The following is a 24,089-nucleotide window of genomic DNA, read 5'->3' as shown; positions in this document are numbered from 1 at the left end:
GAGTCGGCACGGCTATTCGGACATTTCGGTGAAATGCTGACAAAGATCTCTGCGCCATGTCCGTGTACCGAGGGAGCCGGAGGCCGTCACCGTGAACCGCAAGAAGGAGCCCACCCGTCCGATCCCGGCCGGACCGCGTCCGACCGGACCGAAGGCGTTCGCCGGGAGGCCGCTCGCTCCGGGTGCGGTCGCCGCGCTGACCGCCCTGGCGCTGGCCGCTCCCGCGCTGGCCGGGTGCAGCAGCGGTTCCTCCTCGTCGTCCACCTCCCCGGCCTCCTCCTCCGCTCCCTCGTCGTCCCCGTCGGGCGCCCGGGCGGGCGGCGCCAACCAGCTCCAGGACGACTACCAGCGGGTGATCAAGGACGTCCTGCCCTCGGTGGTGCAGATCACCACCGCCACCGGCCTCGGCTCCGGGATCGTCTACGACGACAAGGGCGACATCGTCACCAACGCCCACGTGGTCGGTTCGGCCACCACCTTCGCCGTCACGCTGGTCAACAGCAGCAAGCCGCTGGACGCCACCCTGGTCGCCAGCTACCCGGAGTCCGACCTCGCGGTGATCAGGCTGAGCAGCCTGCCGGGAGGTCTCAGGCCGGCCGCCTTCGCGGACTCCACCAAGGTCGAGCTGGGTCAGATCACCCTCGCCATGGGCAGCCCGCTCGGACTCTCCAGCAGCGTCACCCAGGGCATCGTCTCGGCCACCGGCCGGACCGTCTCCGAACCGAGCGGCGGCGGCTCGCCCGGCGCCACCATCGGCAACATGGTGCAGACCTCGGCCGCGATCAACCCCGGCAACAGCGGGGGCGCACTGGTGGACCTGAACAGCCGGGTGATCGGCATCAACACCCTCGCCGCCACCGAGCCCGAGGCCAACGGGGCCGCCGCCCCCGGCATCGGCTTCGCCATCCCGGCGTCCACCGTGACCGGCATCGCCGACCAGCTGATCAAGGACGGCAAGGTCACCAACTCCGGCCGCGCCGCGCTCGGCATCACCGCCCGGACCTTCTTCGACCAGAGCTTCCAGCCGGCGGGCGCCGCCGTGGTGGCCGTCGCCCCCGGCGGCCCGGCCGCCTCTGCGGGCCTCCAGCCCGGGGACGTGATCACGAAGATCGGCGACACCGAGGTCACCTCGCTGAACTCGCTCACCACCGCGCTGGCCTCGCTCGCCCCGGGCAGCAAGGTCACCGTCACCTACACCCGGGACGGCCGGAGCGGGACGACCGAGGTCACCCTCGGCACCCTGGAGACGCCGTAGGGCGTCCCCCGAGCCCCCGGGCGGCGGCCGGCCCGTACACCGCGCAAGGGTTCGCGGGCCGCCGCCGTCCGGGCACCGGTCGTCCGGGCACCAGTCGTCCGGGCACCGGTCGTCCGGGCACCGGTGAAACCGGGCCCCGTCGCCGGGAGGCGACGGGGCCCGGGTGGGTTTCCGGCCGGAGGTTCCCGCTCAGCGCCGGGCGGTGCGGGTCCGCCAGGGGAGCTCGATCGTCACCGTGGTCGGGCCGCCGTGCGGGCTCTCCACCAGGAAGACGCCGTCCACCGCCTGGATGCGCTCGGCCAGGCCGCCCAGGCCGCTGCCCGGGTAGGGCGCGGCGCCGCCCTTGCCGTTGTCCTGGACCAGCACCATCAGCTGGTCGCCGGCCCGCCAGACGTCCACCGTCGCGGAGCGGGCACCGGAGTGCTTGGAGACGTTGGTCAGCAGCTCGCTGACGGTGAAGTACGCGATGCCCTCGACCGCCGAGTCCGGCCGCTCGGCCGCCCCGTCCCGGCCCTTCAGGTCGACGTGCACCTTGACCCCCTCCGGCACCGTGCAGCGGGCCGCCACCGAGGAGAGCGCCGCGTCCAGGCCGCGGTCGGTGAGCACCGCCGGGTGGATGCCGCGGGCCAGGTCGCGCAGCTCCTGGAGGGCGATCTTCACCTCGCCGTGCGCGTTGCCGACCATCTTCGCGGCGGCGGCCACGTCCTCCGGCGACTCGGTCTCCTGCAGCCGCTCCTTCGCCATGCCGAGGTCCATCGCCAGGGCCACCAGCCGGGCCTGGGCGCCGTCGTGCAGGTCGCGCTCGATCCGGCGCAGGTCGGCGGCGGCGGTGTCGACCACGGTGCCGCGGTCGTCCTCCAGCTCGCGCACCCGCTCGGAGAGCGCCCCCCGGTAGAGCAGGGTCTCCACCAGCATCCGGTCCACCTCCGACTGGTAGCGGACCACCCACGGCAGGACCGGCCAGCCGACCAGGACGCAGACCAGCGTCAGGGTGAAGCTGAGGATGCCCCAGGGCATCATCAGCACGTAGTAGAGGGCCGAGCGCCAGGAGAGCGCGTCGGTCAGCTGGGCGATCGCGAAGCCGGTGATTCCCGGGCGGCGGCGCTGCACCGGCTCCGGCTCGTGCACCCCGGAGTTGTACAGGGACCGGGCCCGGCGGCGGGCGAACCCGCCCATGGCCCGGCAGCCGGCCAGCCCGGCGGCGAGCAGCGGCAGGCCGATCACGGTGACCGACAGCCCCAGGCCCACGGAGAGCGTCACGATCGTGAAGACGAACCCCGCGATGCCGATCGGCAGGTTCAACAGCAGCTGCCCGACCTGCCGCCACATCCGCGCGCCGTACAGCGGGGCGCGCTCCGCCGGCACGTCCCGCTCCTTCGTGCCGTCCGCGGCTCGGCGGTGCAATGGCTTCATCTCGGTCTACCGTCCCTCTCGGTCGAGCTGGTGATCCAAGCTTCGCCGGTCCGGGTCGCACGATGCCATGGGGGTGATACGTCTTCCCGGGCGGGGGTTATCCCCACCCCGTCCGAGGTGGGGCGGCGATACCGGGCGTCCACCGGATGTCCACCGGCCGTCTTGCGGATCGGGCAGGGTACGGGGTACCTGTGCGGTGCACTTAGACTCACGCTCTGGCGATGGTTATGAGCGTGTAAAGAGACGTCGTAGAACTGCCCTGCGGGCGGTTTCCACGGCCGATGTGGAGGCGAGGGCATGGAGGGGCAGCAGGCGGCTGTCGCCGCGGCCGACCCGGCGGCCGGCAGCGGCTACTTCGACGCGTACGCCGCGATGGGCCTGCTCGCCGTCGTCGGCGTGCTCTTCGTCGTCGTGGCGTTCACCGCGAACCGCCTGCTGCGGCCGGTGGTGTACTCGCCCGAGAAACTCCTCGCCTACGAGTGCGGCGTGGACCCGGTGGGGGAGGACTGGGCGCACACCCAGGTCCGCTACTACGTCTACGCCTTCCTGTACGTGATCTTCGCGGTCGACGCGATCTACCTGTTCCCGTGGGCGACCGTCTTCGCCTCCGCCGGCTACGGCGCCGGGACGCTGATCGAGATGTTCGTCTTCATCGGCTTCCTCGCGGTCGGGCTGCTCTACGCCTGGAAGAAGGGCGTTCTGGAATGGACGTGACGCACACCCACCCGCACGGGCACGGCGCCCCGGACGGTCCGGTTCCGCTGGGCGTGCCCGACCCGTCGCGCCCCGGCGCCGCCGCCGAGCGGCGCAGCATCGGCCCGCTGGCCCGGCTCGCGCCGGACCCGGTCAAGGTCGTCCTCAACTGGGGGCGGCGCTACAGCCTCTGGTGCTTCAACTTCGGCCTGGCCTGCTGCGCGATCGAGTTCATCGCCGCGTCGATGGCCAAGCACGACTTCATCCGGATGGGCGTCATCCCCTTCGCGCCGGGCCCCCGGCAGGCCGATCTGATGATCGTCTCGGGGACGGTGACCGACAAGATGGCGCCCGCGGTCAAGCGCCTCTACGAGCAGATGCCCGAGCCGAAGTACGTCATCTCCTTCGGCGCCTGCTCCAACTCCGGCGGCCCCTACTGGGACTCCTACTCCGTCACCAAGGGGGTCGACCAGATCATCCCGGTCGACGTCTACGTGCCCGGCTGCCCGCCCCGTCCGGAGGCGCTGCTCCAGGGCATCCTCAAACTGCAGGAGAAGATCGCCGCCGAGTCGCTGCCCGGCCGCTACACCGCACCCGCCGCGGCGCTCCGCCGCCCGCTGGTGGCCGGGCCCGGTTCCGCCGAGGGAGGGGCCTCATGACCACGGCCGAGCAGTACGCGGCGTCGGTCGGGGAGTGGGCGACCGGCGCCGAAGCGTACGGGCTGATCACCGTCGACGTCCCCGCCGAGCACTGGATCGAGGCGCTCACCGCCGCCCGTGACACGCTGGGCCTGGGCTTCTTCGACTGGCTGAGCGCCGTCGACGAGCTGGCCGAGGGCTTCTCCGTGATCGTCCACCTCGCCTCCGTCGACGCCCCGGGCGTCCGCCACCTGGCGCTGCGCACCCGGGTGCCGCGCGAGAAGGCCGCCCTGCCGACCGCCGTGTCCGTGTACGCCGGTGCCGCCTGGCACGAGCGCGAGACGCACGAGATGTTCGGCATCGACTTCCCCGGACACCCCTACCTCGCCACCCTGCTGCTGCCGGACGGCTTCGAGGGGCACCCGCTGCGCAAGGAGTTCGTGCTCGCGGCCCGGGTCGCCAAGGCCTGGCCGGGCGCCAAGGAGCCGGGCGAGTCCGACCACGGCGACGGGCCGGCGCGGCGCAAGATGCAGCCGGCCGGTGTGCCGGACCCGAACGAGTGGGGTCCCCTCAAGGGCACCCTTCCGCCGGTCGCGGAGCGGCCCGCGCGTGCCGCGCGGGCGGCGGGCGCGGCCCGGACCCCGCGTGCTGCCGGGGCTGCGGCTCGTGCCGCGGGTGCGTCCGCCGAGGGCGGCGCGGCCGTGCGGGCGGACCGGCCGCGGCGGACCAGGACGGTCGACGACGGTTCGGTCAGCCAGGCCACGGAAGCAGTGACGGAAGCGGTGGCGGAACCAGCGACGGACGCGGCGACGGACGCGGCCGGGGCGGCGGCGCCGCCGGTGCGGGCGGGACGGCCCCGCCGGGGCCCGGCGGTGAGCGCAGGCGCGGTGAGCCAGGCGGCCGGCGCGGGACCGGAGGCCGACGCGACGCGGGCCCCCGAGGCGGCTGCCGCGCCCGCTCCGGAGGCACCCGCCCCGGAGGCCCCGGCTTCCGCGACCGGTGCTCCCGAAGCTCCTGAAGCTCCGGCTCCCGGAAGTGCCGCTCCTGCGGTCGCCGGTGAGGAGCGGCCCGGACGCCCGGCGCCCGCGCGGACCAGGTCCGCCGACGCGCCGTGGCACAACCCGGTTCCGGCCCACGACGACTCCCCGAAGGCCCCCGACGCGGACAGGTCCGCGGAGCCCGAGGCGCCCACGAAGCCGGAGTCCGGCGCGCCGGCCGCGGCGGGCGACCCGAGCGACGACCCGAGCGGGAAGAGCGATGACGGCGGGACACCGGCCGAGCCGGCCGGCCAGGACGGAGACAGCGCGTGAACCTGCTCGACACGGCGCTGCGCTGCGTCGCCACGCTGGTCGTCTTCCTCACCTTCCCCCTGCTCATCGGCCAGACCGAGCACAAGGTGATGGCGCACATGCAGGGCCGCCTCGGCCCGATGTACGCCGGCGGCTTCCACGGCTGGGCGCAGCTGGTCGCGGACGGGGTCAAGTTCGCGCAGAAGGAGGACATCGTCCCGGCCGGCGCGGACCGGCGGATCTTCCAGCTGGCGCCCGCCGTCTCGTTGCTGCCGTACCTCTTCGTGCTGCTCGCGATCCCGGTCGGCCCGGACGGCTTCGTCGGCCAGGCGGTCGACGCCGGACTGTTCTTCGTCCTCGCCGTCATGGGCGTCGGCGTGATCGGCAAGCTGATGGCGGGCTGGGCCTCGGCCAACAAGTTCTCGCTGCTCGGCGGCCTGCGGACGGCCGCGCAGCTGATGTCGTACGAGCTGCCGATGGTGCTCGCGGCGGCGTCCGTCGCGATGGCCGCCGGGACGCTGTCGCTGCCCGGGATCATGGACGCCTGGGAGTGGTACTGGATCCCGTGGCAGATCATCGGCGCGTTCGTCTTCTTCGTGGCCGGTCTGGCCGAGCTGCAGCGCCCGCCGTTCGACATGCCGATCGCCGACTCGGAGATCATCTTCGGCGCGTACACCGAGTACACCGGCCTGCGCTTCGCGCTGTTCCTGCTCTCCGAGTACGTGGGCATCCTGGTCGTCTCCGCGCTCACCGCGGTGCTCTTCCTGGGCGGCTGGCACGGACCGCTGCCGGACCAGCTCGGCTGGCTGTGGACCATCCTGAAGACCTTCGCGCTCGCCTTCGTGGTGATCTGGCTGCGGGTCACCTACCCCCGGTTGCGCGAGGACCAGCTGATGCGCCTCGCGTGGACCGTGCTGATCCCGCTCGCCCTCGTCCAGCTCGCCCTCACCGGCGTCATCAAGGTGGCGATCTCATGAGCTTCCCCGGCGCCGGCCTGGCCAAGGGCCTGGCCGTCACCCTGCGGACGATGACGAAGAAGACCGTCACCGCGCAGTACCCCGAGGTGCAGCCCGACCTCCCGCCGCGTTCGCGCGGCGTGATCGCGCTGCTGGAGGAGAACTGCACGGTCTGCATGCTCTGCGCCCGCGAGTGCCCGGACTGGTGCATCTACATCGACTCCCACAAGGAGACGCTGCCGGCCGCCGACCCGAACGCCCGTGCCCGCACCCGCAACGTGCTGGACCGGTTCGCCATCGACTTCTCGCTCTGCATGTACTGCGGGATCTGCATCGAGGTGTGCCCGTTCGACGCGCTGTTCTGGTCGCCCGAGTTCGAGTACGCGGAGACGGACATCCTGGAGCTCACCCACGAGCGGGACCGGCTCCGGGAGTGGATGTGGACCGTACCGGTGCCGCCCGCGCTGGACCCGGCGGCCGAGGAGCCCAAGGAGATCGCCACCGCGCGGAAGGCCGCGGACAAGCTGGCCGCCGCCGCGGCACTCGAACAGGGGGGTGACGCGCAGTGAGCGCCGCCACCCTGCTCGCCGCGACCGGGTCGCTGGACCCGGCCGCGCGTTCCTTCCTCTCCCCGACCGGGGTGGAGATCGTCTTCCTGCTGGTCGGCATCGCGGTGCTCGGTTCGGCCGTCGTCGCCGTCACCACCAAGCAGCTGGTGCACGCCGCGCTCTGGCTGGTGGCCGCGCTCGGCGGGCTGGCGGTGGAGTTCCTGCTGCTCACCGCCGAGTTCATCGCCTGGGTCCAGGTCCTGATCTACCTCGGTTCGGTGGTCGTGCTGGTGCTGTTCGGGCTGATGCTCACCAAGGCGCCGATCGGGCGCTCGCCGGACGCCGACTCGGGCAACCGCTGGGTCGCCCTGGTGGTGGCGCTGGCCTCGGGCGGCACCCTGGTGACGCTGGTCGTGGACGCCTTCCGGACGTCCTGGATCGACCTCGGCGCGGGCGGTGGCTCCGCGGCGGTGACGGGCGCGAGCCTGTTCCGGACGTGGGTGCTGCCGTTCGAGGCGCTCTCGGTGCTGCTGCTGGCCGCGCTGGTCGGCGCGATCGTGCTGTCGCGCGGCGGCGGACGCCGGGTGCCGGTGCCCCGGGCCGGGCGGATCCGGGCCGGCAAGCCGGTGGGTTCCAACGGGACGGTCGCCGCGACCGCGCCGAAGGCCGCCCCCGCGGTTCCGGCCGTCGAGGCCGTCGAGGCCGCCCCGGCCGCCACGGCTGCCCCGGCCGTCGAGGGCGCCGCCTCCGCTCCCGCTTCCCCTCCGGCCTCCGCTCCGACCACCCCCGAGCAGGAGGGCTGATGCACCTCGCCTACCCCGCCGTCCTCGCCGCGCTGCTGTTCAGCGTCGGCGTGTACGGCGTGCTCGCCCGGCGCAACGTCATCCTGGTGCTGATGTCCGTCGAGCTGATGCTCAACGCCGTCAACCTCAACCTGGTCGCTTTCGACGTCTGGCTGCGCGACTCGTTGCACGCCGGCCAGGCGCTGACCCTGTTCACCATCACCATCGCCGCCGCCGAGATCGGACTCGGGCTCGCCGTCGTCCTGCTGCTGTTCAGGGCCCGGGGCACCGCGGACATCGACAAGGTCACCACGCTGGGCGACCCGGCGGAGTCCACCGTCGACATCGAGGAGGCGCCGGTCGGAGCCGAGGCGCTGAAGGGCCGGGCCGCCGCATGAACCTCGCCCTGCCCGCCCTCGTCCCAGCCCTGCCCGCGCTCGGCGCGGCCGCCACCCTGGCCGTCGGCAAGCGCGTCCCCGGTCTGGCCAGGCCGCTGGCGATCGTGCCGGTGGCCGTCTCGGCCGTGCTCGCCCTGGTCGTCGCGATCCAGCTCGGCAGCGGTCAGTCGCTGGACGTCGCCACCCGCCTCACCCCGACCGGCGGCCCGGACATCGCGCTCGCCTTCCACCTGGACGGCTACAGCTCGCTGATCTCCGTGCTGGTCGGCCTGGTCGCCACCTGCGTGCAGGTCTACTCGACCGCCTACCTCAAGGACGACCCCCGCTACCCCTCGTACGCGGCGCTGGTCTCGCTCTTCACGGCGGCGATGTTCCTGGTCGTGTACTCCGGCGACCTGATCGTGCTGCTGGTCGGCTGGGAGATCATGGGCATCTGCTCGTACTTCCTGATCGGCCACCACTGGGAGACCCAGGACGCCCGCTCGGCCTCGCTCAAGGCCTTCCTGGTCACCAAGCTCGGCGACGTCCCGTTCCTGTTCGGCATCTTCCTGCTCGGCGCCGACGCCGGGAGCTTCCGGATCGAGGACGTGCTGCGGGCCGCCGCCGACGGACAGCTCGGCCACCCCACGCTGACCGCGCTGCTGCTGCTCGCCGGCGTGGCCGGGAAGAGCGCGCAGTTCCCGCTGCACACCTGGCTCCCGGACGCGATGGCCGGCCCGACCCCGGTCTCCGCGCTGATCCACGCCGCCACCATGGTCGCCGCCGGCATCTACCTGGTCGCCCGGCTGCTGCCGGTCTTCCTGCTCTCCGGCGCGGCGCTGGTCGTGCTGGCGGTGATGGCGGCCGTGACGATGATCGGCTCGGCGCTCTGCGCGCTCGCCCAGGACGACCTCAAGCGGGTGCTCGCCTACTCGACCGTCGGCCAGCTCGGCTACATGGCCGGCGCGCTGGCCAGCGGCGACCGCGAGGCGTCCGTCTTCCACCTGGTCAGCCACGGCGCCTTCAAGGCGCTGCTCTTCCTCGCCGCCGGTGTGGTGATCCACGCCGCGCACACCAACTCGATCTCCGTGATGTCCCGGATGCCCGGGCTGCGCAAGCGCGTCCCGGACGCCTACTGGACGATGGGCATCGCCCTGGTCGCCCTGGTCGGTCTGCCGCCGTTCTCCGGCTTCTTCAGCAAGGAGGCGGTGCTGACCGCCGCCGAGCACGCCGCCAACGGCGAGGCGCTGACCAACGGCGTCGGCCCGGCCTCGGCCGTGCCGCAGGCGGCCGGGTGGATCGTGCTGATCTCGGCCGGGCTCACCGCGCTGCTCACGGCGGCGTACGCGACCCGGATGTTCCTGGTCGCGTTCCACAGCCCGGCCACCGCCGGGGCGCCGGCCACGGCCGTCGCCGCCGTCGCCGCCGGTGCCGGGGTCTCGGCGCCGACCGCCACGGGGTCCTCCGACCACGAGGCCGGTGCGCCGTACTCGCCCGAGGTGGACGAGGCCGACCCGGCCACCGCCGAGCCGCCCGCGATGCGCTGGCCGCTGTGGGTGCTGGCCGTCCCGACCGTGGGCTTCGGCGTCGCCGGCCTGCGCTCGGACTGGCTGCCCGCACTGCTCGACGGCGGTTCGCTGCGGCCCTCGGCGGTCACCGCCGTCACCGGCACCGGCCTCGCCGTGGTCGGCATCCTGCTGGCGTACGGGGCCTGGCGCTCCGCCGCGGCCCGGCTCGGCGCCGGGCGGCCCGCCCCCGCGGCGGCGGGCCGGGTACCCGAGCAGGCCGGATCCCCGGCCGCCGAGGTGATCGCCGCCGATCCCGGACGCGCCCTGCTCGGTCCGCTGTTCGACCCGGCCCGGCACGGCTTCGGCGTCGACCGGCTCTACGGAGCGCTGTTCGTCCGCCCGGTGGCCGCCGCCGCACGGCTGGTCCGCTTCCTCGACCGCGAGGTCGTGGAGACCTACGTACGCGGCAGCGGGGTCGGTGCCAACCTGCTCGGCCGGGCCGTCCGGCTCGCGCAGACCGGCAACGCGCAGACGTACCTCAGCGCGCTGCTGGCCGGCGTCGTCCTGCTGGTCGTCCTGGTGGCGGTGTAGCCGGATGAACCAGCCGATCCGTCCCACCCCGTCGACCGCAGCCCGTAGGAGCCCCCGATGAACGCGGTCCTCATCGCCCTCCTGGCCCTGCCGGTGCTCGGCGCCGCGCTCACCCTGGCGCCGGTGTTCGGCACCGACGCGGCCGCCGCCGACCGGCGCGCGCTGCGCTTCGGCACCGTGCTGACCGGCGTCGTCCTGCTGCTCACCGTCGTCCTGGCGGCCGGTTTCGACCACGACGAGCCCGCCCGGATGCAGGCCACCACCGACGTGGCCTGGATCCCGGCCATCGGCGTGCGGTTCCACCTCGGTGTGGACGGCGTCTCGCTCCCGCTGATCGTCCTGACCTCGCTGCTCACCTTCCTCTGTGCGCTGTACTCGGAGCGGCGGCTGCCGTCCGGGGAGGGCGTGCCGTCGGCCCGCTCCTTCGTCGGGCTGTTCCTCCTCCTCGAAGTGGGCATGCTCGCCACCTTCGCGGTGCTGGACCTCCTGCTCTTCTTCGTGGCCTTCGAGATCGTGCTGATCCCGATGTACTTCCTGATCGCCCGCTGGGGCACCGGGGCCAAGGTGCCGGCCGCCAACCGGTTCATCCTGTACACGCTGCTCGGGTCGGCCGTGATGCTGCTCGGCTTCCTGCTGGTCGGCGGCAAGGCCGGAACCTTCGACATGCAGGCGCTGGCCGCCGCCCACGGCTCGGGCCTGAGCCACTCCACCCAGGTGATCGCCGCCCTGGCGATCATGGTCGGGCTCGCGGTCAAGGCCCCTGCCTGGCCGCTGCACAGCTGGCTCCCGGACGCGCACACGGCGGCCCCGACGGTCGGTTCCGTGCTGCTCGCCGGCGTGCTGCTGAAGATGGGGACGTACGGCCTGGTCCGCGTCCTCCTCCCGGTCGTCCCCGACGGCACGGCGACCCTCGCCCCCTACCTGGGCGCCTTCGCCGCCGTCGGCATCGTCTACGGCTCGCTGGCCTGCCTCGCGCTGGCGCGGCCCGGCGCCAAGGGCGACCTCAAGCGCCTGATCGCCTACTCCTCCGTCGGCCACATGGGCTTCGTCCTGCTGGGCATCGCCTCCCTCACTCCGGTGGGCGTCAACGGCGCGCTGTTCGCCAACATCGCCCACGGTCTGATCACCGGTCTGCTCTTCTTCCTGGTGGGCGCGATCAAGGACCGTTACGGCACGGCGGACCTCGACACCCTGGCCGGTACCACCGGCGCCGCCCTGTACGGACGGGCACCGCGGATCGGCGCGCTGCTCGCCTTCGCGGCCGTCGCCAGCCTCGGCCTGCCCGGGCTGGCCGGCTTCTGGGGCGAGCTGCTCGCGATGTTCGGCGCGTTCGACCCGGCCGAGGGCCTCTCGCGTCCCGCGTTCGTCACCTACATGGTCCTGGCCGGTCTCGGCACCCTCCTCACCGCCGCGTACCTGCTGATCGTGGTCAGGCGGGTCTGCATGGGCGATCCGAAGCAGCCCGCATCGGTGGCCGAACTCGCCGACCTGCGCCCGTACGAGGCCGTCAGCTGGACGCCGCTGGTCGCCCTCACCCTGCTGGCCGGTCTCTGGCCCGCTCTCCTGCTCGGTCTCTCCGAGCCCGCCGTCAAGCACCTCCTCGGGGGTGGCTGACCATGCTCGGCACCCAGCTGAGCGCCCAGCTCCTCGGCGCGCAGCTCAGCACGCAGCTCGGCACGGGCAGACAGCTCGGCGCCGCGACCGGCACCGCACTCGGACCTCACTCCACGGGGCAGCCCACTGTGACCTCCCTCGCCGTAGCCAACCCGGGCAGCCTGATCCAGTCCGTGGACTGGGTGGCGATCGCGCCCCCGCTGATCGCCGCGCTGGCCGCCCTCGCGGTGCTGGTCACCGACCTCTTCCTGCCCGAGCGCCACAAGCGGCTGCTCGGCCGGCTCACGGCCGGCGGACTCGCCCTGGCGCTCATCGCGCTCCTCCCGCTCGTCGGAGGCTCACCCCGAGCCACCTTCTGTGCGCAGAACGTAACAGGGGTCACTGACAACGCGGGCTGCTCGTACGTCGCCGACCACTTCGCCCTGGTCTTCCAGCTGCTCGCGCTCGGCGGCGCGCTGATCGCCGCCCTGCTCTCCGCGCACACCGTGGAGGACGAGAAGCTGCCCGGCGGCGAGTACTGGTTCCTGCTGCTCTCCAGCGCCGCCGGCGCCGCCCTGCTGCCCGCCTCCCGCGACCTCGCCACCCTGGTGATCGCCCTGGAGGTGGCCTCGCTGCCGGCCTTCGCGCTGGTCGCGCTCCGCCGGGACGGCCGGGGGGCCGAGGCCGCGCTCAAGTTCTTCCTCTCCTCCGTCACCGCGACCGCCGTGATGCTGCTCGGCGTCGGCTTCGTCTACGCCGCGAGCGGCAGCCTGCACCTGGGCGCCGTCGCCACCGGCCTGGAGCACGCCCCCGCGCAGCTGAAGCCGCTGGCCCAGGCCGGCGCGGTGCTCACGCTGGCCGGCTTCGCCTTCAAGGTCGCCGCCGTCCCGTTCCACTTCTGGGTGCCCGACACCTACACCGGCGCCCCGCTCCCGGTGGCCGGCTACCTCTCGGTGGTCGGCAAGGCGGCCGGCCTCGCCGGGCTCGCCCTGGTCACCACGATCGCCTTCCGCCCGTACGCGCACACCTGGGGCCTGGTGCTGGGGGTGCTGGCGGCCGTCACCATGACCGTCGGCAACGTGGGCGCGCTGCGCCAGCGGTTCGACACCCGGTTCAGCGCGGTGCGGCTGCTCGCCTGGTCCTCGGTGGGCCAGGCCGGGTACCTGCTGGTGCCGCTGGCCGCCGCCGGCTACGCGCCCACCACGACCGACCCGCTGGGCGCCACCGCCGCGTACGCGCTGATCTACGGCGTGGTCAACCTCGGCGCCTTCGGCGTGGTGGCGGCGGTCGGCCGCCGGGCCGGGACCAGCGTCGACGACTTCCGCGGCCTGTTCGCCCGCAGGCGCTGGACGGCGCTGGCGCTGGCCTTCTTCCTGCTCTGCCTGGCCGGGCTGCCGCCGGGCGTCATCGGCCTCTTCGGCAAGGTGGTGGTGTTCCGCGCCGCCGTCGACGCCGGGCTGGGCTGGCTGGCCGCGGTGATGGCCGTCAACGTCGTCGTCGCCCTGTACTACTACCTGCTCTGGACGGCGCGGCTGTTCGCCCCGGCGGAGGCCGCCGGGGAGGCGCCGGCCGCCTCCGAGCGGAGGCTTCCGGTCACCCTGACGGCCACCCTGGGGCTCACCGCCTCGGCGGCGGTGGTGCTGTCGGTGGCTCCGCAACTGGTGCTCCAGGTGGTCGGCGGCTCGCTGTTCTGAGGCGGGCGGGGAGGCCCCGGTACGTCTGAGCTGGTCCTCCGGTCGGGTGTCGCGCTGGTCACAAGGGAACAAGGCCCCGGGCCCCACCCGTTGACCGGGCAAGAGGGACGAGGCAGAAAGGGCTTCCCCACGCACCATTGGAGGGCCAGCCGTGCACCGCCGGCACAATGGACTGAGGACCGCCGCCCTGCTCGGCGGCCTCTCGGCGCTGATCCTCGTGATCGGCAGCTTCTTCGGCCGGACGGGCCTCGTGGTCGCCCTGGTGGTCGCCCTCGGCACCAACGCCTACGCGTACTGGAACAGTGACAAGCTCGCCCTGCGGGCCATGCGGGCCCGCCCGGTGAGCGAGATCGAGGCACCGCGGCTCTACCGGATCGTCCGGGAGCTCTCCACCTCGGCCCGCCAGCCGATGCCCCGGCTGTACATCTCGCCGACCCCGGCCCCGAACGCGTTCGCGACGGGCCGCAACCCGCGCAACGCGGCGGTCTGCTGCACCGACGGCATCCTGCACCTGCTCGACGAGCGCGAGCTGCGCGGCGTCCTCGGCCACGAGCTGAGCCACGTCTACAACCGCGACATCCTGATCTCCTCGGTGGCCGGGGCGCTCGCCTCGGTGGTGATGTTCCTGGTCAACTTCGCCTGGCTGATCCCGTTCGGCCGCGGTGACGACGACGACGGGCCCGGCCTGTTCGGGATGCTCGCGATCATGATCCTGGGACCGCTGGCCGCCTCGCTGATCCAGCTGGCCGTCAGCCGCTCCCGGGAGTACCAGGCCGACGCCGACGGCGCCCGGATCACCGGCGACCCGCTCGCCCTGGCCGGTGCGCTGCGGAAGCTGGACGCCGGGACCCGGCAGCTGCCGCTGCCCCCCGAGCCGCAGATCAAGACCGCCAGCCACATGATGATCGCCAGCCCGTTCCGGCCGGGCGAGGCCGGGACGAAGCTGTTCTCCACCCACCCGCCGATGGCCGAGCGGATCGCCCGCCTGGAGCGGATGGCAGGCCGCCGGGACTGACCTCGCGCGGGCCCGGAGGGTCCCCGCCGCGGCGGGGACCCTCCGGGCTCAGCCGGTCGTCTCCTCGTACGCCCGCCGGAGCCGCCGGACGCCCTCCGCCACCGTGGCGGGGCTGTCCGCGGCCGCGTAGCTGAGCCGCAGGTGCGGGGCCGGGGGCTCGGCGGGGTGGTACGGGCGGCCCGGGGTGACCAGCACGCCGGCCCGCAGGGCCGCCGCGGTGAGCACCGTCTCGTCGGTGCCGTCGGGGAGCCGCAGCCAGAGGTGGTAGCCGCCGAACCGGTGCGCGCCCAGCAGCCCGGGCAGCTCGTGGCGCAGCGCCGCCACCGCGGCCCGCCGACGGTCCCGCAGCTCGGCGCCGAGCGTGCGCAGATGGCGGGCCCAGCCGGGGTCGGCCACCAGTTCCAGGGCCGCCTCCTGGAGCGGCCTGGGCACGAAGAAGCTGTCCACCACCTGGGTGGCGCGCAGCCGTTGCAGCGCCGGGCCGCGCGCGGTGAGCGCGCCGATCCGCAGGTTGGGCGAGGTGGCCTTGGTGAGCGAACTCAGGTGGACCACGATGCCGTCCGGGTCGTCGGCGGCCAGCGGGCGCGGCAGCGCCGGCGCGTCGGCGTGGACCAGGCGGCGGGCGAAGTCGTCCTCGATCACGAAGGCGCCGGCCGTCCGGGCGATCCGCAGCACCTCGGCGCGGCGATCGGGGGAGAGCACCGCGCCGGTCGGGTTCTGGAACAGCGGCTGGCAGAAGAACACCCGGGCCCGGGTGGCGTCGAAGGCGGCCGCGAGCAGGTCGGGGCGCACGCCGTCCCCGTCCACCGGGACGGGGACCGGCCGCAGCCCGGCGGCCCTGGCCACGGCGAGGGCGCCCGGGTAGGTCGGAGACTCGACCAGCACGGGGGCGCCCGGGGAGGCGAGCGAGCGCAGGGCGATGGTGAGAGCGCTCTGGCCGCCGGCCGTGATCAGCACGTCGCCCGCGCCGAGCGGGCCGCCGCTGCCGCCGATGTCCCGGGCGAACCAGGCGCGCAGCTCGGTCAGCCCGTCCACCGGCGGGCGGTCCCAGGCGCCGGGCCGGCGTCCGGCCCGGGCCAGCGCGGCGGCGAGCAGGCGCTCGGGCTGGAGCGAGGCGTTCGGGTAGCCGCCGTTGAGGTCGAGCACGTCGGGCCGGGGGACGTTCAGCATGGCGAACATCGGTCCGGCGCCGACGTCGCGCGGGCCGGCCTCGGCGCTCAGCGCGACCTCCTGCCAGGAGAGGTCGCCCGGGCGGGCGGGCGGCGGGGCGTGCGGGTGAGCGCCGTCGGACGCAGCGGACGCCGCGGTCGGCGCGGTCGCGGAGGTCCGGAAGACGCCGGCGCCGGGCCGGGAGACCACCAGGCCCTCCGCGGCCAGCACGGCGACCGCCCGGGAGACCGTTCCCGGGCTGACCTGGTGCCGCTCCGTCAGGACCCGGCTCGACGGCAGCTTCCGTCCTTCCGGGTAGCGCTCCACTTCCCGGCGCAGTCTGTCGGCGAGTTCGACCACACTGCTACGCTCGTTCATGAAGACACAAGATAGCGCTATGCATCGTGCGGCGGTAGCAGCGAAGCCCGCGACGAGCCACCCGGCCGGCCCCACCGGCCCCGGTCCCGGAAGCGCGGCACCCGCCGTCGGCGTCACCGGCACCGCCCTGGCGGCCCTCGGTGTCCTCTCCTTCTCGTTCAGCTTCCCCGCCACCTCCTGGGCGCTGACCGGCTTCGGCCCGTGGACGGCCACCGGGCTGCGCGGCCTGCTGGCGGGCCTGCTCGCCGCACTCTGCCTCGCCGCCGCCCGCGTCCCGGTGCCCGAACGGCGGCACTGGCCCGGCCTGCTGGTGGTCTCGGCCGGCTGCGTGCTCGGCTTCCCGCTGCTCACCACGCTCGCGCTGCAGAGCTCCTCGACCGCGCACTCCGCGGTCGTCATCGGCGTGCTGCCGCTGGCCACCGCGTCGGTCGCCGCGCTGAGGGCGCGCCGGGCGTCGGGCCGGTCCGGTGGCACCGACGCGGCGAGCCGTCCGTCCCGGACCTTCTGGTGCGCGGCGCTGGCCGGCGCCGCGGCGGTGCTGGGCTTCACGCTGGTGCAGAGCCACGGGCGGCCGAGCGTCGCGGACCTCTACCTGTTCGCGGCCCTGCTGGTCTGCGCGGCCGGGTACGCGGAGGGCGGCCGGATCTCCCGGGAGATCCCGGGCTGGCAGGTGATCGGCTGGGCGGTCGTCGTGGCGCTGCCGGTCACCGGGCTCATCACGGCGGGAGCGCTGGCCGTCGAGCCGGTCGGGTTCGGGGCGAAGGCGGTGGCCGGGCTCGCGTACACGGCGGCGGTCTCCCAGTTCGGCGGGTTCGTCCTCTGGTACCGGGGAATGGCGGAGATCGGTGTGCCGAAGGCCAGCCAGCTGCAGCTGGCGCAGCCGCTGCTGACGCTGGTCTGGTCGGTGCTGCTGCTGGGCGAGGAGCTGCCGGCGGCCGCGCCCGTCACGGCCGTGGCGGTGCTGCTCTGCATCGCGGTCACCCAGCGGTCCCGGACGTGAGACCGGGGCGTGAGGCCGGGGCGCCCGGGCCCGTGGTCGTCCCGGGCCCGGGCGACGGGGATCAGGAGGCGGTGCGCTCGGGCCGGTAGACGCAGAGGGCCCAGATGATGAAGACGTCCAGCGCGATCACGGTGATCGACCAGAACGGGTAGTACGGCATCGCCAGGAAGCTGTCGGCGGCGCTCACCGCGGTGAGGAAGACGCCGGTGTACCGGGCCCAGGCGGCGCCCTTGAGGACGAACGCGCCGACCACCGCGACCAGCGCGCCGACGACGATGTGGATCCAGCCCCAGCCCGTGAGGTCGAACCGGAAGACGTACCGGGCGGAGCTCAGGAAGACCTCGTCCTCGTGGACCGCCATGATGCCCCGCAGCACCTCCATGATGCCGTTCAGGAGCATCAGGACACCGGCGAAGACGACGAGGCCGGGCGCCCAGTCGCTGAACCGGGTGGCCGAGGCCGGTGGCGGCGGCGCGCCGGTGCCGGAGCGCCAGGGCGGCGGCTGATCGGGAGGGGTCGACGTGCTGCTCATGGGTTCCTCCAGGGCCGGACGCCGGGGCCGGACAGGCGTTCGGAGAGGCGTCCGGATCTCGACCGTCCACCTCCGGCCGGTGCCGGGCAACCGGACACGCCTGTTCGGGTGACCCGTGCCGCACCGGCCCGCACCGCCCGGCACCGCCCTGCACCGTCGTACCCGGCCGGCGGTGGAACGCCTGCGAACCACCGCACCGGCGGCAGGTCTGACCGGCGCGGACACCGGCGGCGACCGGGCTCCCTTTACCTGCTCGTTAGGATGACCGGCATGGCAGAGGACACCAACACCCCGACGGCCGGGGACCCGCGGGCCCGGCGGCGCGGCCAGGGCGAGCTGGAGGCGCAGGTGCTGGCCGTGCTCCAGCAGGCGCCGGGCCCGGCCACGGCCGGATGGGTGCAGGAACGCCTCGACGGCGACCTCGCGTACACCACCGTGATGACCATCCTCTCCCGGCTGCACGCCAAGAGCGCCGTCTCCCGGACCCGGTCCGGCCGCTCCTACCTCTGGCAGGCCGCCTCCGACGCGGCCGGCCTCGCGGCCCTCCGGATGCGCCGGGTCCTCGACGGCGAGGCCGACCGGGACGCCGTGCTCGCCAGCTTCGTGACCGCACTGCTCCCGCACGACGAGGAACTGCTGCGCACGCTGCTCGACAGCGCCTCCGCGCCCGATCTGCCGACGACGGGCCCGGCGGCGCCCGGCCCGTCGGCGACCGACCGCGAGAGCTGAGCCCGGGAACCGACCGTGGGCGTCTTCGTCTTCCTCCCGCTCGTCCTGCCGCTGACGGCGCTGCCGATCGCGCGCCTCACCGAGCAGCACCTCCACCCGCGCGGCGCGGCCCGCCTGCTGACCGGGATCAGCATCGTGATGGCGCTGTGCAGCGCGCTCTGCCTCGGCCTGATCGGGGTCGTCGGCACCGCGCAGATCCCCGGCAACCCGCTGCCCGACAGCTGGTCCGACCCGGAGGTCCGGGCGGCCCTGCCGTACCACGAGACGGTCGGCACGGCGGCGCTCCTCGTCCTCGCGGTGGTGTTCGTGGCCCTGGTCCGGACGGTCGCCCGCCACCTGCGGATCCGCGCCCGTGCCCGGCGCGCGCTCGGCCGCGCGCTGCCCGGCGCCTCCGACGTCGCGCTGCTCCCCGACTCCGCCCCGTACGCCTACGCGCTGCCCGGCTCCCTCCGTTCGCCCGGACGCGTGGTGGTCTCCACGGGCATGCTCGCCGGTCTCGCCGACGACGAGCGCGCCGCCCTGCTCGCCCACGAACGCGCCCACCTCGCCCACCGGCACCACCGCCACCTGCTGGCCACCCAGCTGGCCGGCTGCGTCAACCCCTTCCTGCGCCCGCTCCAGCGCGCCGTGGCCTACAGCGCCGAACGCTGGGCCGACGAGGAGTCCGCCCAGGCCGTCGGCGACCGGCGGATCACCGCCCGCGCCGTGGCCCGCGCCGCCCTCGCCTCCCACCGGGCGCCCGCCTACGCGGCCTTCCCCGCCTTCGCCGCGCCCGGTCCCGGCCCGGTGCCCCGCCGCGTCGCCGCCCTGCTCGGCCCCGTCCCGAGCTCCCGCAACTGGCCGCCCGCCCGCACCCCCGCCGGGCTCGCCGCCCTCGTGGCGGCCCTCGGCACCGCCGCCTCGGCGGTGTCCGCGCTCAACGCGGCGGTGGCCCTGCTCCTCGTCCTGAAGGCCGTCACCCCGCTGTAGCGGCTCCGCCCCGCCCGGTGCGGAGGGTGACGAGTCGACGGACCGACGGGTCACGGATGGCTTCCACCGGTAGCGGTTCGTGTGCGCACGTGCCGGAATGGTGACAGCCGGTGTTCACCACCGGGCCGAAATCCAACGCCTCGAAAGGGCTCTTCCATGCGCACCATGCACCGCATCCTCGCCGCCACCGCCGTCGTCCTCCCGCTCGCCGTCTGCGGCGCCACCGTCGCCTCCGCGGACGCCGCGGGCGACGCCGTGCCCGTCGCCCACTTCGACAAGGGCTCCTTCGCGGTCGGCCCGGACGGCAGTGCCCTGCACCTGACCAGCGTCCACTTCGGCCCCGACGGCGCCAGCTACTTCGACGGCATCCTGGTCATCGGCCAGCACGGCGTCGCGGGCACCTTCACCGACACCGGCATCGGCCTCGGCGACTGACGGCCCCCGCCCCTGCTCCGCGCCGCCCGGCCAGCCCGGGCGGCGCGGAGTGCTTTCCGTGGCGGCGTAGACACGGGTCACAGCGGGCATGGCTGGTCATAGGGGTCGACCGTCGACCGTGAGAGGGTGCCAACCATGAAGGTGATCGGCTTCGTCCTGAACGTCCTCTGGTTGATCTTCTGCGGCATCTGGATGGCGATCGGCTACGTGATCGCGGGAATCATCTGCTGCGTGCTGATCATCACCATCCCGTTCGGCATCGCCGCGTTCCGGCTGGCGGGGTTCGTCCTCTGGCCGTTCGGGCGCAAGGCGGTGGAGCGGCCGGACGCGGGGGCGCCGTCCTTCGTGGGCAACGTGATCTGGCTGGTGTTCGCCGGGTGGTGGCTGGCGCTGGCGCACCTGATCACCAGCATCCCGCTGTTCATCTCGATCATCGGCATTCCGTTCGGGTGGGCGAACCTCAAGCTGATCCCCGTCTCGCTGATGCCGCTCGGCCGCGAGATCGTCCCGAGCGACGAGCCGTGGGGCGCGCGGTAGCCGGAACACCGACGCACGTCACCGGGCCGGCGAGGGCGACACCCTCGCCGGCCCGGTCGTACGAGGTCAGGCGGCGGCGAGGCCGGCGAGGGCGGTGCGGGCCGCGCTGAGGGAGGTCGCGGCGAGGGGGCGGTAGGGGGTGAGGGCGGGGACGTCGTCGGCGCGGGTGAGTTCGGCGTGGACGAAGCTCAGGTGTTCGGCGGGGACGCCGAGGTTGTCGAAGTACGCCCGCAGGTAAGGGGTCTGGAAGTCGAAGGCCTCGCGCGGGGTGCCCGGGCCGTAGGCGCCGCCGCGGGCGGTGACGACGACGACCCGGGTGGCGGCGAGCAGGCTGTGGCCGGTGACGGGGTCGCTGAAGGCGCCGGGGAAGGTGACCCGGTCGATCCAGGCCTTGAGCGCGGCGGGAACCGTGAAGTTGTACATCGGGACGCCGAGCAGGAGGGTGCCGGCCGCCCGGAGCTCGGTGATCAGGGGAAGGGTGAGGGACCACTCGTCCCGTTCGCCGGGGGAGGCGGCGACGGCCCGGACGTCGGCGAGCGGGACCGTGCCGCGGCGTTCGACGCGGACGCCGAGGGCGGCGTAGGCGGCTCCGATCGGCGGGACCGGATCGGCGGCGAGGTCGCGGTGACGGTAGCCGGCGGTGCCGTGGCGGGCCTGCCAGGCGCGGGCGAAGCGGGCGGTCAGCCGGCGGCTGACGGACTCGCCGGGCGGACTCGCGCTGCAGTCCAGGTGGAGCAGGGTGGCGGGGACGGCGGGGACGGCGGGGGTGGCGGTCATCGGGAGGCTCCTTGTCACCTCGGTGGAGCGGGGATCGTCAACCCTGTGACGGGGCCGCGCGAGGAAAGGTGACCGATGGACGGGCGCGAGGAACTGGCGGTGCGGTTCGAGGCAGAGCGGGGGCGGTTGCGGTCGGTCGCGCAGCGGATGCTCGGCTCGACGGGGGAGGCCGAGGAGGCCGTGCAGGAGGCCTGGCTGCGGTTGGAGCGGGCGGACGCGGCGGCGGTGGCGAACCTCCCGGGGTGGCTGACCACGGTCGTCTCGCGGATCTGCCTGGACGTGCTGCGGGCGCGGGCGGGGGCCGGGAGGCGGGAGGCGCACGTCGAGGAACCGGTGGTGGAAGGACCGGAGGCGGAGGCGGAGCTGGTCGAGGAGGTGGGCCGGGCGATGCTCGTGGTGCTGGACCGGCTGGGGCCGGCCGAGCGCGTCGCGTTCGTGCTGCACGACGGGTTCGCGGTGCCGTTCGAGCAGATCGGGCCGGTCGTCGGGCGGACGCCGGTGGCGGCGAAGAAACTGGCCAGCCGGGCCCGGCAGCGGGTCCGGGGGACGGCGGGGGCGGAGCCGGCGCCGCCGGCCGGGCACCGCGCGGTGGTGGAGGCGTTCCTCGCCGCCGCGCGCGGCGGCGACCTGGACGCGCTGCTCGCGGTCCTGGCGCCGGACGTGGTGCGCCGGGCCGACCCGGCGGCCCTGCCCGCCGGGCGTCCGGCGGTGGCGCGCGGCGCGCTCGCCGTGGCCCGGGAGACCCGGGTGATCGGGCAGCGGGCGCGGTTCGGCGTGCCGGTGCTGGTGGACGGCGGGATCGGGGTGGCGATCGCGCCGGGCGGGCGCCTGTGGCTGGTCCTGCTGATGACGGTCGCGGACGGGCGGGTGGCGGGCTTCGAGGTGGTCGCGGACCGGGCGCGGCTCGCCGGGACGGAGATCACGCTGTTGCCCTGACCGCCGCCGCTCGGCAGTCACCGCCGACCGCAGCCGACCGCAGCCGCCGCCGGCCGGTGGCCGTCAGCGGGGGACGTCGGCGAGCCGGACGATCATCTTGCCGGTGTTGGCGCCCCGGAGCATGCCGAGGAAGGCCTCGACGACCCGGTCGAAACCCTCGACGACCGTCTCGTCGGGCACGACGGCGCCGGAGCGCAGGTGCGGGACGAGGAAGTCGTACAGCTCGGGGCGGGCGTCGAGGTGGTCGCGGACCAGGAAGCCCTCCAGCCGCAGGCTCTTTCCGACCACGTCGAACAGGTTGCGCGGGGCGGGCGGCGGCGACTGGAGGCGGTTGTACTGGGCGACCGCCCCGCACCAGGCGATCCGGCCGTGGTCGCGGAGGGCGGCGATGGCGGCTTCGAGGTGGTCGCCGCCGACGTTGTCGAGGTACACGTGCAGGCCGTCGGGGGCGGCCTCGCGGAGGCGGTCGGCGATCGGGGCGTCGTGGTAGTCGAAGGCGGCGTCGAATCCGAGGTCCTCGGTGAGGTGCCGCACCTTGGCGGCCGAGCCGGCGCTGCCGACGATCCGGCCGGCGCCGAGGAGGCGGGCGATCCGGCCGGCCGCCGTACCGACCCCGCCGGCCGCCGCCGAGACGAAGACCGTCTCGCCCGGCTGGAGCCGGGCGACCCGGGTCAGGCCGACCCAGGCGGAGAGGCCGGTGCCGCCGAGGATGCCCAGGTGGGCGCTGAGCGGGACGCCCGCGAAGTCCGGGAGGACCGTCGTCTCGGCGGCGGTGACCACCGAGAGGGTGCGCCAGGCCCGGCGGTGGTGCACGAGGGCGCCGACGGGGAGGGCCGGCGTCCGGGACTCGACCACCCGGCCGAGGGCGCGGCCCTCCAGCGGGGCGTGCAGCTCCCAGCTCCCGGTCGCGTCCATCTCCTCGCGCATGTACGGGTCGACGGACTGGTAGACGTTCTCGACCAGGGCCTCGCCGTCGGCGAGGGGCCGGACGGTCTCGTCGAGGAAGGCGAAGTTCTCGGCGCCGGGGGCGCCGGTGGGGCGGGAGACGAGGTGGACGACGTGGGCGACGGGGCGGGGCATGGTGGGCTCCGGGATCGTTGGGGCGGTGATGATCACCGTAGGGAGGCGGGGCGGAGCCGGGCAGGGGGCAGCGGTGATGGGTGGGTCGGTTCCATGAGCGGAATCGATGGAAGGCGGGTGGGGAGGTAGGTTCGGCGGTGTCGACGGGTGGCCCGGACGAGCGCCGGGGCTGACTGCCGGGGCTGACTGCCAGGACCGAGGGTCGGGGCCGAGGCTCAGGACCGAGGGTCGGGGCCGACCGACCGGGCTGAGTGGCAGGAGTGAGTGGCATGGGTGAGCCGGGTCCGGACCTCGCCCCGCACGAGTTGCGGGTCCTGGTCGCGGTGGAGGAGGCGCAGGGGTTCACGGCGGCTGCCGCGCGCCTGGGCACGAGCCAGTCCGCCGTCTCGCACGCCGTGCGCACCTGCGAGCGGAAGCTCGGCGCGGTGCTCTTCGACCGCGGGCGCCACGGCGCACGCCCGACCGAGGCGGGCGTACGGGCCGTCGCGTACGCCCGGAGGGTTCTGCGGCTGCTCGCGGCGATGGGTCCCGAGGTGCGGGCCGCGGGGGCGGGGGACCACGCCGGGGCGGTCACCGGACCGCTGCGGATCGCCGCCTTCCGCAGCGTCGCCGCGCACCTGCTGCCGCCCGTTCTGGCCCGGCTCGCCGCCCGCCACCCGGGGCTCACACCGCAGGTCCGGATCGTCCGTGAGATCGGGCGCGGCACGGCCGGCGAGGTCGCGGACGGCCGTGCCGACCTCGGGCTCGCCACCCTGGACGCGAGCGTGCCGCCACCGGTGCCCGGGCTGCTCTCCGTCCGGCTCTTCGAGGAGGAGTACGCGCTGGTGCACCCGGTGGGCCACCCGGCACCGCACGGGCTGCCGCTGGTCGACTGGGACGAGAACTGCGGCTCGTACACCCGGGACTGGTGGGACCGGCAGGACTGGATCCCGCCCGCGACCATCGACGTCGAGGACGACACGGTGGCCGTCTCGCTCGTGTCGCAGGGGTTGGGGATGGCGATCATGCCCCGGACCGCCCTGCTCGGCGCCCCGGCCGGGCTGGCGCTCACCGACCTCGGGCCGCGTCCGCCGAGCCGCCACGTCGGATACGTGACGACGCCGGAGCTGGCGGGCACGGCGGCGGTGCGGGCGCTGATCCGGGAGCTGCGCGGCCTCACCCTGCCGGCGGGCCTGGTCGCGGTGTGAGGACGGCGGCCCGGCCCGGGCCGCCGAC

24 protein-coding genes are annotated in these 24,089 nt (G+C 74.5%); 19 read left to right on the top strand and 5 right to left on the bottom strand.

From position 1 onward, the window contains the following. Window positions 1-196 precede the first annotated feature (196 nt). On the top strand, window positions 197-1,255 hold the full coding sequence (locus ACFWOG_RS01215) for a S1C family serine protease (RefSeq protein WP_380353639.1): 1,059 nt from the start codon (window positions 197-199) through the stop codon (window positions 1,253-1,255). 189 nt (window positions 1,256-1,444) lie between these two features. On the opposite strand, the gene ACFWOG_RS01210 is transcribed toward ACFWOG_RS01215, so the two are convergent. Beyond that, window positions 1,445-2,668 (bottom strand): sensor histidine kinase, encoded by a 1,224-nt coding sequence (locus tag ACFWOG_RS01210; RefSeq protein WP_380353546.1) that lies wholly within the window; start codon window positions 2,666-2,668, stop codon window positions 1,445-1,447. Between the two features lie 297 nt (window positions 2,669-2,965). Between ACFWOG_RS01210 and ACFWOG_RS01205 the strand changes: the two genes are divergently transcribed. The 11 genes from ACFWOG_RS01205 to htpX all read left to right on the top strand — a co-directional run bounded on the left by ACFWOG_RS01205 (window position 2,966) and on the right by htpX (window position 14,352). Further along, a complete protein-coding gene (locus ACFWOG_RS01205) occupies window positions 2,966-3,382 on the top strand; it encodes an NADH-quinone oxidoreductase subunit A (protein WP_329885471.1) in 417 nt (138 codons plus the stop codon). Beyond that, window positions 3,373-4,020, top strand: a complete 648-nt coding sequence (locus ACFWOG_RS01200) for an NADH-quinone oxidoreductase subunit B family protein (RefSeq protein ID WP_329885470.1) — start codon at window positions 3,373-3,375, stop codon at window positions 4,018-4,020. The genes ACFWOG_RS01205 and ACFWOG_RS01200 overlap by 10 nt, the downstream gene beginning before the upstream one ends. Continuing rightward, window positions 4,017-5,309 (top strand): NADH-quinone oxidoreductase subunit C, encoded by a 1,293-nt coding sequence (locus ACFWOG_RS01195; RefSeq protein ID WP_380353543.1) that lies wholly within the window; start codon window positions 4,017-4,019, stop codon window positions 5,307-5,309. Before ACFWOG_RS01200 ends, ACFWOG_RS01195 begins: the two co-directional genes overlap by 4 nt. Beyond that, window positions 5,306-6,265 carry an NADH-quinone oxidoreductase subunit NuoH gene (gene nuoH, locus ACFWOG_RS01190; protein WP_329885468.1) on the top strand — a complete coding sequence of 320 codons (960 nt, stop codon included), beginning with the start codon at window positions 5,306-5,308 and terminating at the stop codon, window positions 6,263-6,265. Before ACFWOG_RS01195 ends, nuoH begins: the two co-directional genes overlap by 4 nt. Further along, complete coding sequence (locus ACFWOG_RS01185) at window positions 6,262-6,813, top strand: NADH-quinone oxidoreductase subunit I (RefSeq protein ID WP_329950328.1); 552 nt, start codon at window positions 6,262-6,264, stop codon at window positions 6,811-6,813. Before nuoH ends, ACFWOG_RS01185 begins: the two co-directional genes overlap by 4 nt. Next, a complete protein-coding gene (locus ACFWOG_RS01180; RefSeq protein ID WP_329950329.1) occupies window positions 6,810-7,595 on the top strand; it encodes an NADH-quinone oxidoreductase subunit J in 786 nt (261 codons plus the stop codon). Before ACFWOG_RS01185 ends, ACFWOG_RS01180 begins: the two co-directional genes overlap by 4 nt. Further along, window positions 7,595-7,972 carry an NADH-quinone oxidoreductase subunit NuoK gene (nuoK, locus tag ACFWOG_RS01175; RefSeq protein WP_329950330.1) on the top strand — a complete coding sequence of 126 codons (378 nt, stop codon included), beginning with the start codon at window positions 7,595-7,597 and terminating at the stop codon, window positions 7,970-7,972. Before ACFWOG_RS01180 ends, nuoK begins: the two co-directional genes overlap by 1 nt. After that, the gene (locus ACFWOG_RS01170; RefSeq protein WP_380353539.1) at window positions 7,969-10,050 is read left to right on the top strand and encodes an NADH-quinone oxidoreductase subunit L; all 2,082 of its coding nucleotides are present in this window, start codon (window positions 7,969-7,971) and stop codon (window positions 10,048-10,050) included. Before nuoK ends, ACFWOG_RS01170 begins: the two co-directional genes overlap by 4 nt. Window positions 10,051-10,107: 57 nt before the next feature. Continuing rightward, window positions 10,108-11,664 carry a NuoM family protein gene (locus ACFWOG_RS01165; protein WP_380353537.1) on the top strand — a complete coding sequence of 519 codons (1,557 nt, stop codon included), beginning with the start codon at window positions 10,108-10,110 and terminating at the stop codon, window positions 11,662-11,664. 128 nt (window positions 11,665-11,792) lie between these two features. Continuing rightward, on the top strand, window positions 11,793-13,337 hold the full coding sequence (locus tag ACFWOG_RS01160; RefSeq protein ID WP_380353636.1) for an NADH-quinone oxidoreductase subunit N: 1,545 nt from the start codon (window positions 11,793-11,795) through the stop codon (window positions 13,335-13,337). A gap of 151 nt (window positions 13,338-13,488) precedes the next feature. Continuing rightward, window positions 13,489-14,352, top strand: a complete 864-nt coding sequence (gene htpX, locus ACFWOG_RS01155; protein WP_329885461.1) for a zinc metalloprotease HtpX — start codon at window positions 13,489-13,491, stop codon at window positions 14,350-14,352. Window positions 14,353-14,400: 48 nt separating this feature from the next. Here the strand turns inward: htpX and ACFWOG_RS01150 are convergent, their stop codons facing one another. Next, complete coding sequence (locus ACFWOG_RS01150) at window positions 14,401-15,879, bottom strand: PLP-dependent aminotransferase family protein (protein WP_380353534.1); 1,479 nt, start codon at window positions 15,877-15,879, stop codon at window positions 14,401-14,403. Between ACFWOG_RS01150 and ACFWOG_RS01145 the strand changes: the two genes are divergently transcribed. Then, window positions 15,878-16,879, top strand: a complete 1,002-nt coding sequence (locus ACFWOG_RS01145) for a DMT family transporter (RefSeq protein WP_380353531.1) — start codon at window positions 15,878-15,880, stop codon at window positions 16,877-16,879. The genes ACFWOG_RS01150 and ACFWOG_RS01145 overlap by 2 nt on opposite strands. A 61-nt stretch (window positions 16,880-16,940) precedes the next feature. Here the strand turns inward: ACFWOG_RS01145 and ACFWOG_RS01140 are convergent, their stop codons facing one another. Further along, entirely contained in the window at window positions 16,941-17,411 is a 471-nt protein-coding gene (locus tag ACFWOG_RS01140; RefSeq protein ID WP_329950336.1) for a hypothetical protein, read from the bottom strand. Window positions 17,412-17,681: 270 nt separating this feature from the next. Between ACFWOG_RS01140 and ACFWOG_RS01135 the strand changes: the two genes are divergently transcribed. The 4 genes from ACFWOG_RS01135 to ACFWOG_RS01120 all read left to right on the top strand — a co-directional run bounded on the left by ACFWOG_RS01135 (window position 17,682) and on the right by ACFWOG_RS01120 (window position 20,081). Continuing rightward, window positions 17,682-18,140, top strand: coding sequence for a BlaI/MecI/CopY family transcriptional regulator (locus ACFWOG_RS01135; RefSeq protein WP_329950337.1), 459 nt, complete (start codon window positions 17,682-17,684; stop codon window positions 18,138-18,140). Between the two features lie 15 nt (window positions 18,141-18,155). Continuing rightward, complete coding sequence (locus ACFWOG_RS01130) at window positions 18,156-19,109, top strand: M48 family metalloprotease (RefSeq protein WP_329950338.1); 954 nt, start codon at window positions 18,156-18,158, stop codon at window positions 19,107-19,109. 156 nt (window positions 19,110-19,265) lie between these two features. Further along, entirely contained in the window at window positions 19,266-19,544 is a 279-nt protein-coding gene (locus ACFWOG_RS01125) for a hypothetical protein (protein WP_329885455.1), read from the top strand. 135 nt (window positions 19,545-19,679) lie between these two features. Beyond that, the gene (locus ACFWOG_RS01120) at window positions 19,680-20,081 is read left to right on the top strand and encodes a YccF domain-containing protein (protein ID WP_329885741.1); all 402 of its coding nucleotides are present in this window, start codon (window positions 19,680-19,682) and stop codon (window positions 20,079-20,081) included. Window positions 20,082-20,147: 66 nt separating this feature from the next. Here the strand turns inward: ACFWOG_RS01120 and ACFWOG_RS01115 are convergent, their stop codons facing one another. Further along, the gene (locus tag ACFWOG_RS01115; protein ID WP_380353527.1) at window positions 20,148-20,858 is read right to left on the bottom strand and encodes an FMN-dependent NADH-azoreductase; all 711 of its coding nucleotides are present in this window, start codon (window positions 20,856-20,858) and stop codon (window positions 20,148-20,150) included. A gap of 75 nt (window positions 20,859-20,933) precedes the next feature. Here ACFWOG_RS01115 and ACFWOG_RS01110 point away from each other — a divergent pair, with 75 nt between their 5' ends. Then, window positions 20,934-21,794 (top strand): sigma-70 family RNA polymerase sigma factor, encoded by an 861-nt coding sequence (locus tag ACFWOG_RS01110; RefSeq protein WP_380353524.1) that lies wholly within the window; start codon window positions 20,934-20,936, stop codon window positions 21,792-21,794. 63 nt (window positions 21,795-21,857) lie between these two features. Here ACFWOG_RS01110 and ACFWOG_RS01105 read toward each other — a convergent pair whose 3' ends face one another. Continuing rightward, window positions 21,858-22,874: an NADP-dependent oxidoreductase gene (locus ACFWOG_RS01105; RefSeq protein WP_329950341.1), complete on the bottom strand. Its 1,017-nt coding sequence runs from the start codon at window positions 22,872-22,874 to the stop codon at window positions 21,858-21,860. A 269-nt stretch (window positions 22,875-23,143) separates the two neighbouring features. Here ACFWOG_RS01105 and ACFWOG_RS01100 point away from each other — a divergent pair, with 269 nt between their 5' ends. Continuing rightward, the gene (locus ACFWOG_RS01100) at window positions 23,144-24,061 is read left to right on the top strand and encodes a LysR family transcriptional regulator (RefSeq protein WP_329950342.1); all 918 of its coding nucleotides are present in this window, start codon (window positions 23,144-23,146) and stop codon (window positions 24,059-24,061) included. The last annotated feature ends 28 nt before the right edge of the window (window positions 24,062-24,089 follow it).

Source organism: Kitasatospora sp. NPDC058406 (assembly GCF_042722765.1).
In the GTDB taxonomy this organism is placed as follows: Bacteria; Actinomycetota; Actinomycetes; order Streptomycetales; family Streptomycetaceae; genus Kitasatospora.
This window is presented reverse-complemented; position numbering and strand designations above follow the sequence as displayed.

Coding starts and splice junctions, on each gene's coding strand:
- ACFWOG_RS01150 (WP_380353534.1), bottom strand. CDS start 15,879: ATGAACGAGCGTAGCAGTGTGGTCGAACTCGCCGACAGACTGCGCCGG.
- ACFWOG_RS01205 (WP_329885471.1), top strand. CDS start 2,966: ATGGAGGGGCAGCAGGCGGCTGTCGCCGCGGCCGACCCGGCGGCCGGC.
- ACFWOG_RS01145 (WP_380353531.1), top strand. CDS start 15,878: ATGAAGACACAAGATAGCGCTATGCATCGTGCGGCGGTAGCAGCGAAG.
- ACFWOG_RS01165 (WP_380353537.1), top strand. CDS start 10,108: ATGAACGCGGTCCTCATCGCCCTCCTGGCCCTGCCGGTGCTCGGCGCC.
- ACFWOG_RS01100 (WP_329950342.1), top strand. CDS start 23,144: ATGGGTGAGCCGGGTCCGGACCTCGCCCCGCACGAGTTGCGGGTCCTG.
- ACFWOG_RS01115 (WP_380353527.1), bottom strand. CDS start 20,858: ATGACCGCCACCCCCGCCGTCCCCGCCGTCCCCGCCACCCTGCTCCAC.
- ACFWOG_RS01210 (WP_380353546.1), bottom strand. CDS start 2,668: ATGAAGCCATTGCACCGCCGAGCCGCGGACGGCACGAAGGAGCGGGAC.
- ACFWOG_RS01140 (WP_329950336.1), bottom strand. CDS start 17,411: ATGAGCAGCACGTCGACCCCTCCCGATCAGCCGCCGCCCTGGCGCTCC.
- ACFWOG_RS01120 (WP_329885741.1), top strand. CDS start 19,680: ATGAAGGTGATCGGCTTCGTCCTGAACGTCCTCTGGTTGATCTTCTGC.
- ACFWOG_RS01125 (WP_329885455.1), top strand. CDS start 19,266: ATGCGCACCATGCACCGCATCCTCGCCGCCACCGCCGTCGTCCTCCCG.
- ACFWOG_RS01105 (WP_329950341.1), bottom strand. CDS start 22,874: ATGCCCCGCCCCGTCGCCCACGTCGTCCACCTCGTCTCCCGCCCCACC.
- ACFWOG_RS01195 (WP_380353543.1), top strand. CDS start 4,017: ATGACCACGGCCGAGCAGTACGCGGCGTCGGTCGGGGAGTGGGCGACC.
- ACFWOG_RS01170 (WP_380353539.1), top strand. CDS start 7,969: ATGAACCTCGCCCTGCCCGCCCTCGTCCCAGCCCTGCCCGCGCTCGGC.
- ACFWOG_RS01200 (WP_329885470.1), top strand. CDS start 3,373: ATGGACGTGACGCACACCCACCCGCACGGGCACGGCGCCCCGGACGGT.
- ACFWOG_RS01135 (WP_329950337.1), top strand. CDS start 17,682: ATGGCAGAGGACACCAACACCCCGACGGCCGGGGACCCGCGGGCCCGG.
- nuoK (WP_329950330.1), top strand. CDS start 7,595: ATGCACCTCGCCTACCCCGCCGTCCTCGCCGCGCTGCTGTTCAGCGTC.
- ACFWOG_RS01110 (WP_380353524.1), top strand. CDS start 20,934: ATGGACGGGCGCGAGGAACTGGCGGTGCGGTTCGAGGCAGAGCGGGGG.
- ACFWOG_RS01185 (WP_329950328.1), top strand. CDS start 6,262: ATGAGCTTCCCCGGCGCCGGCCTGGCCAAGGGCCTGGCCGTCACCCTG.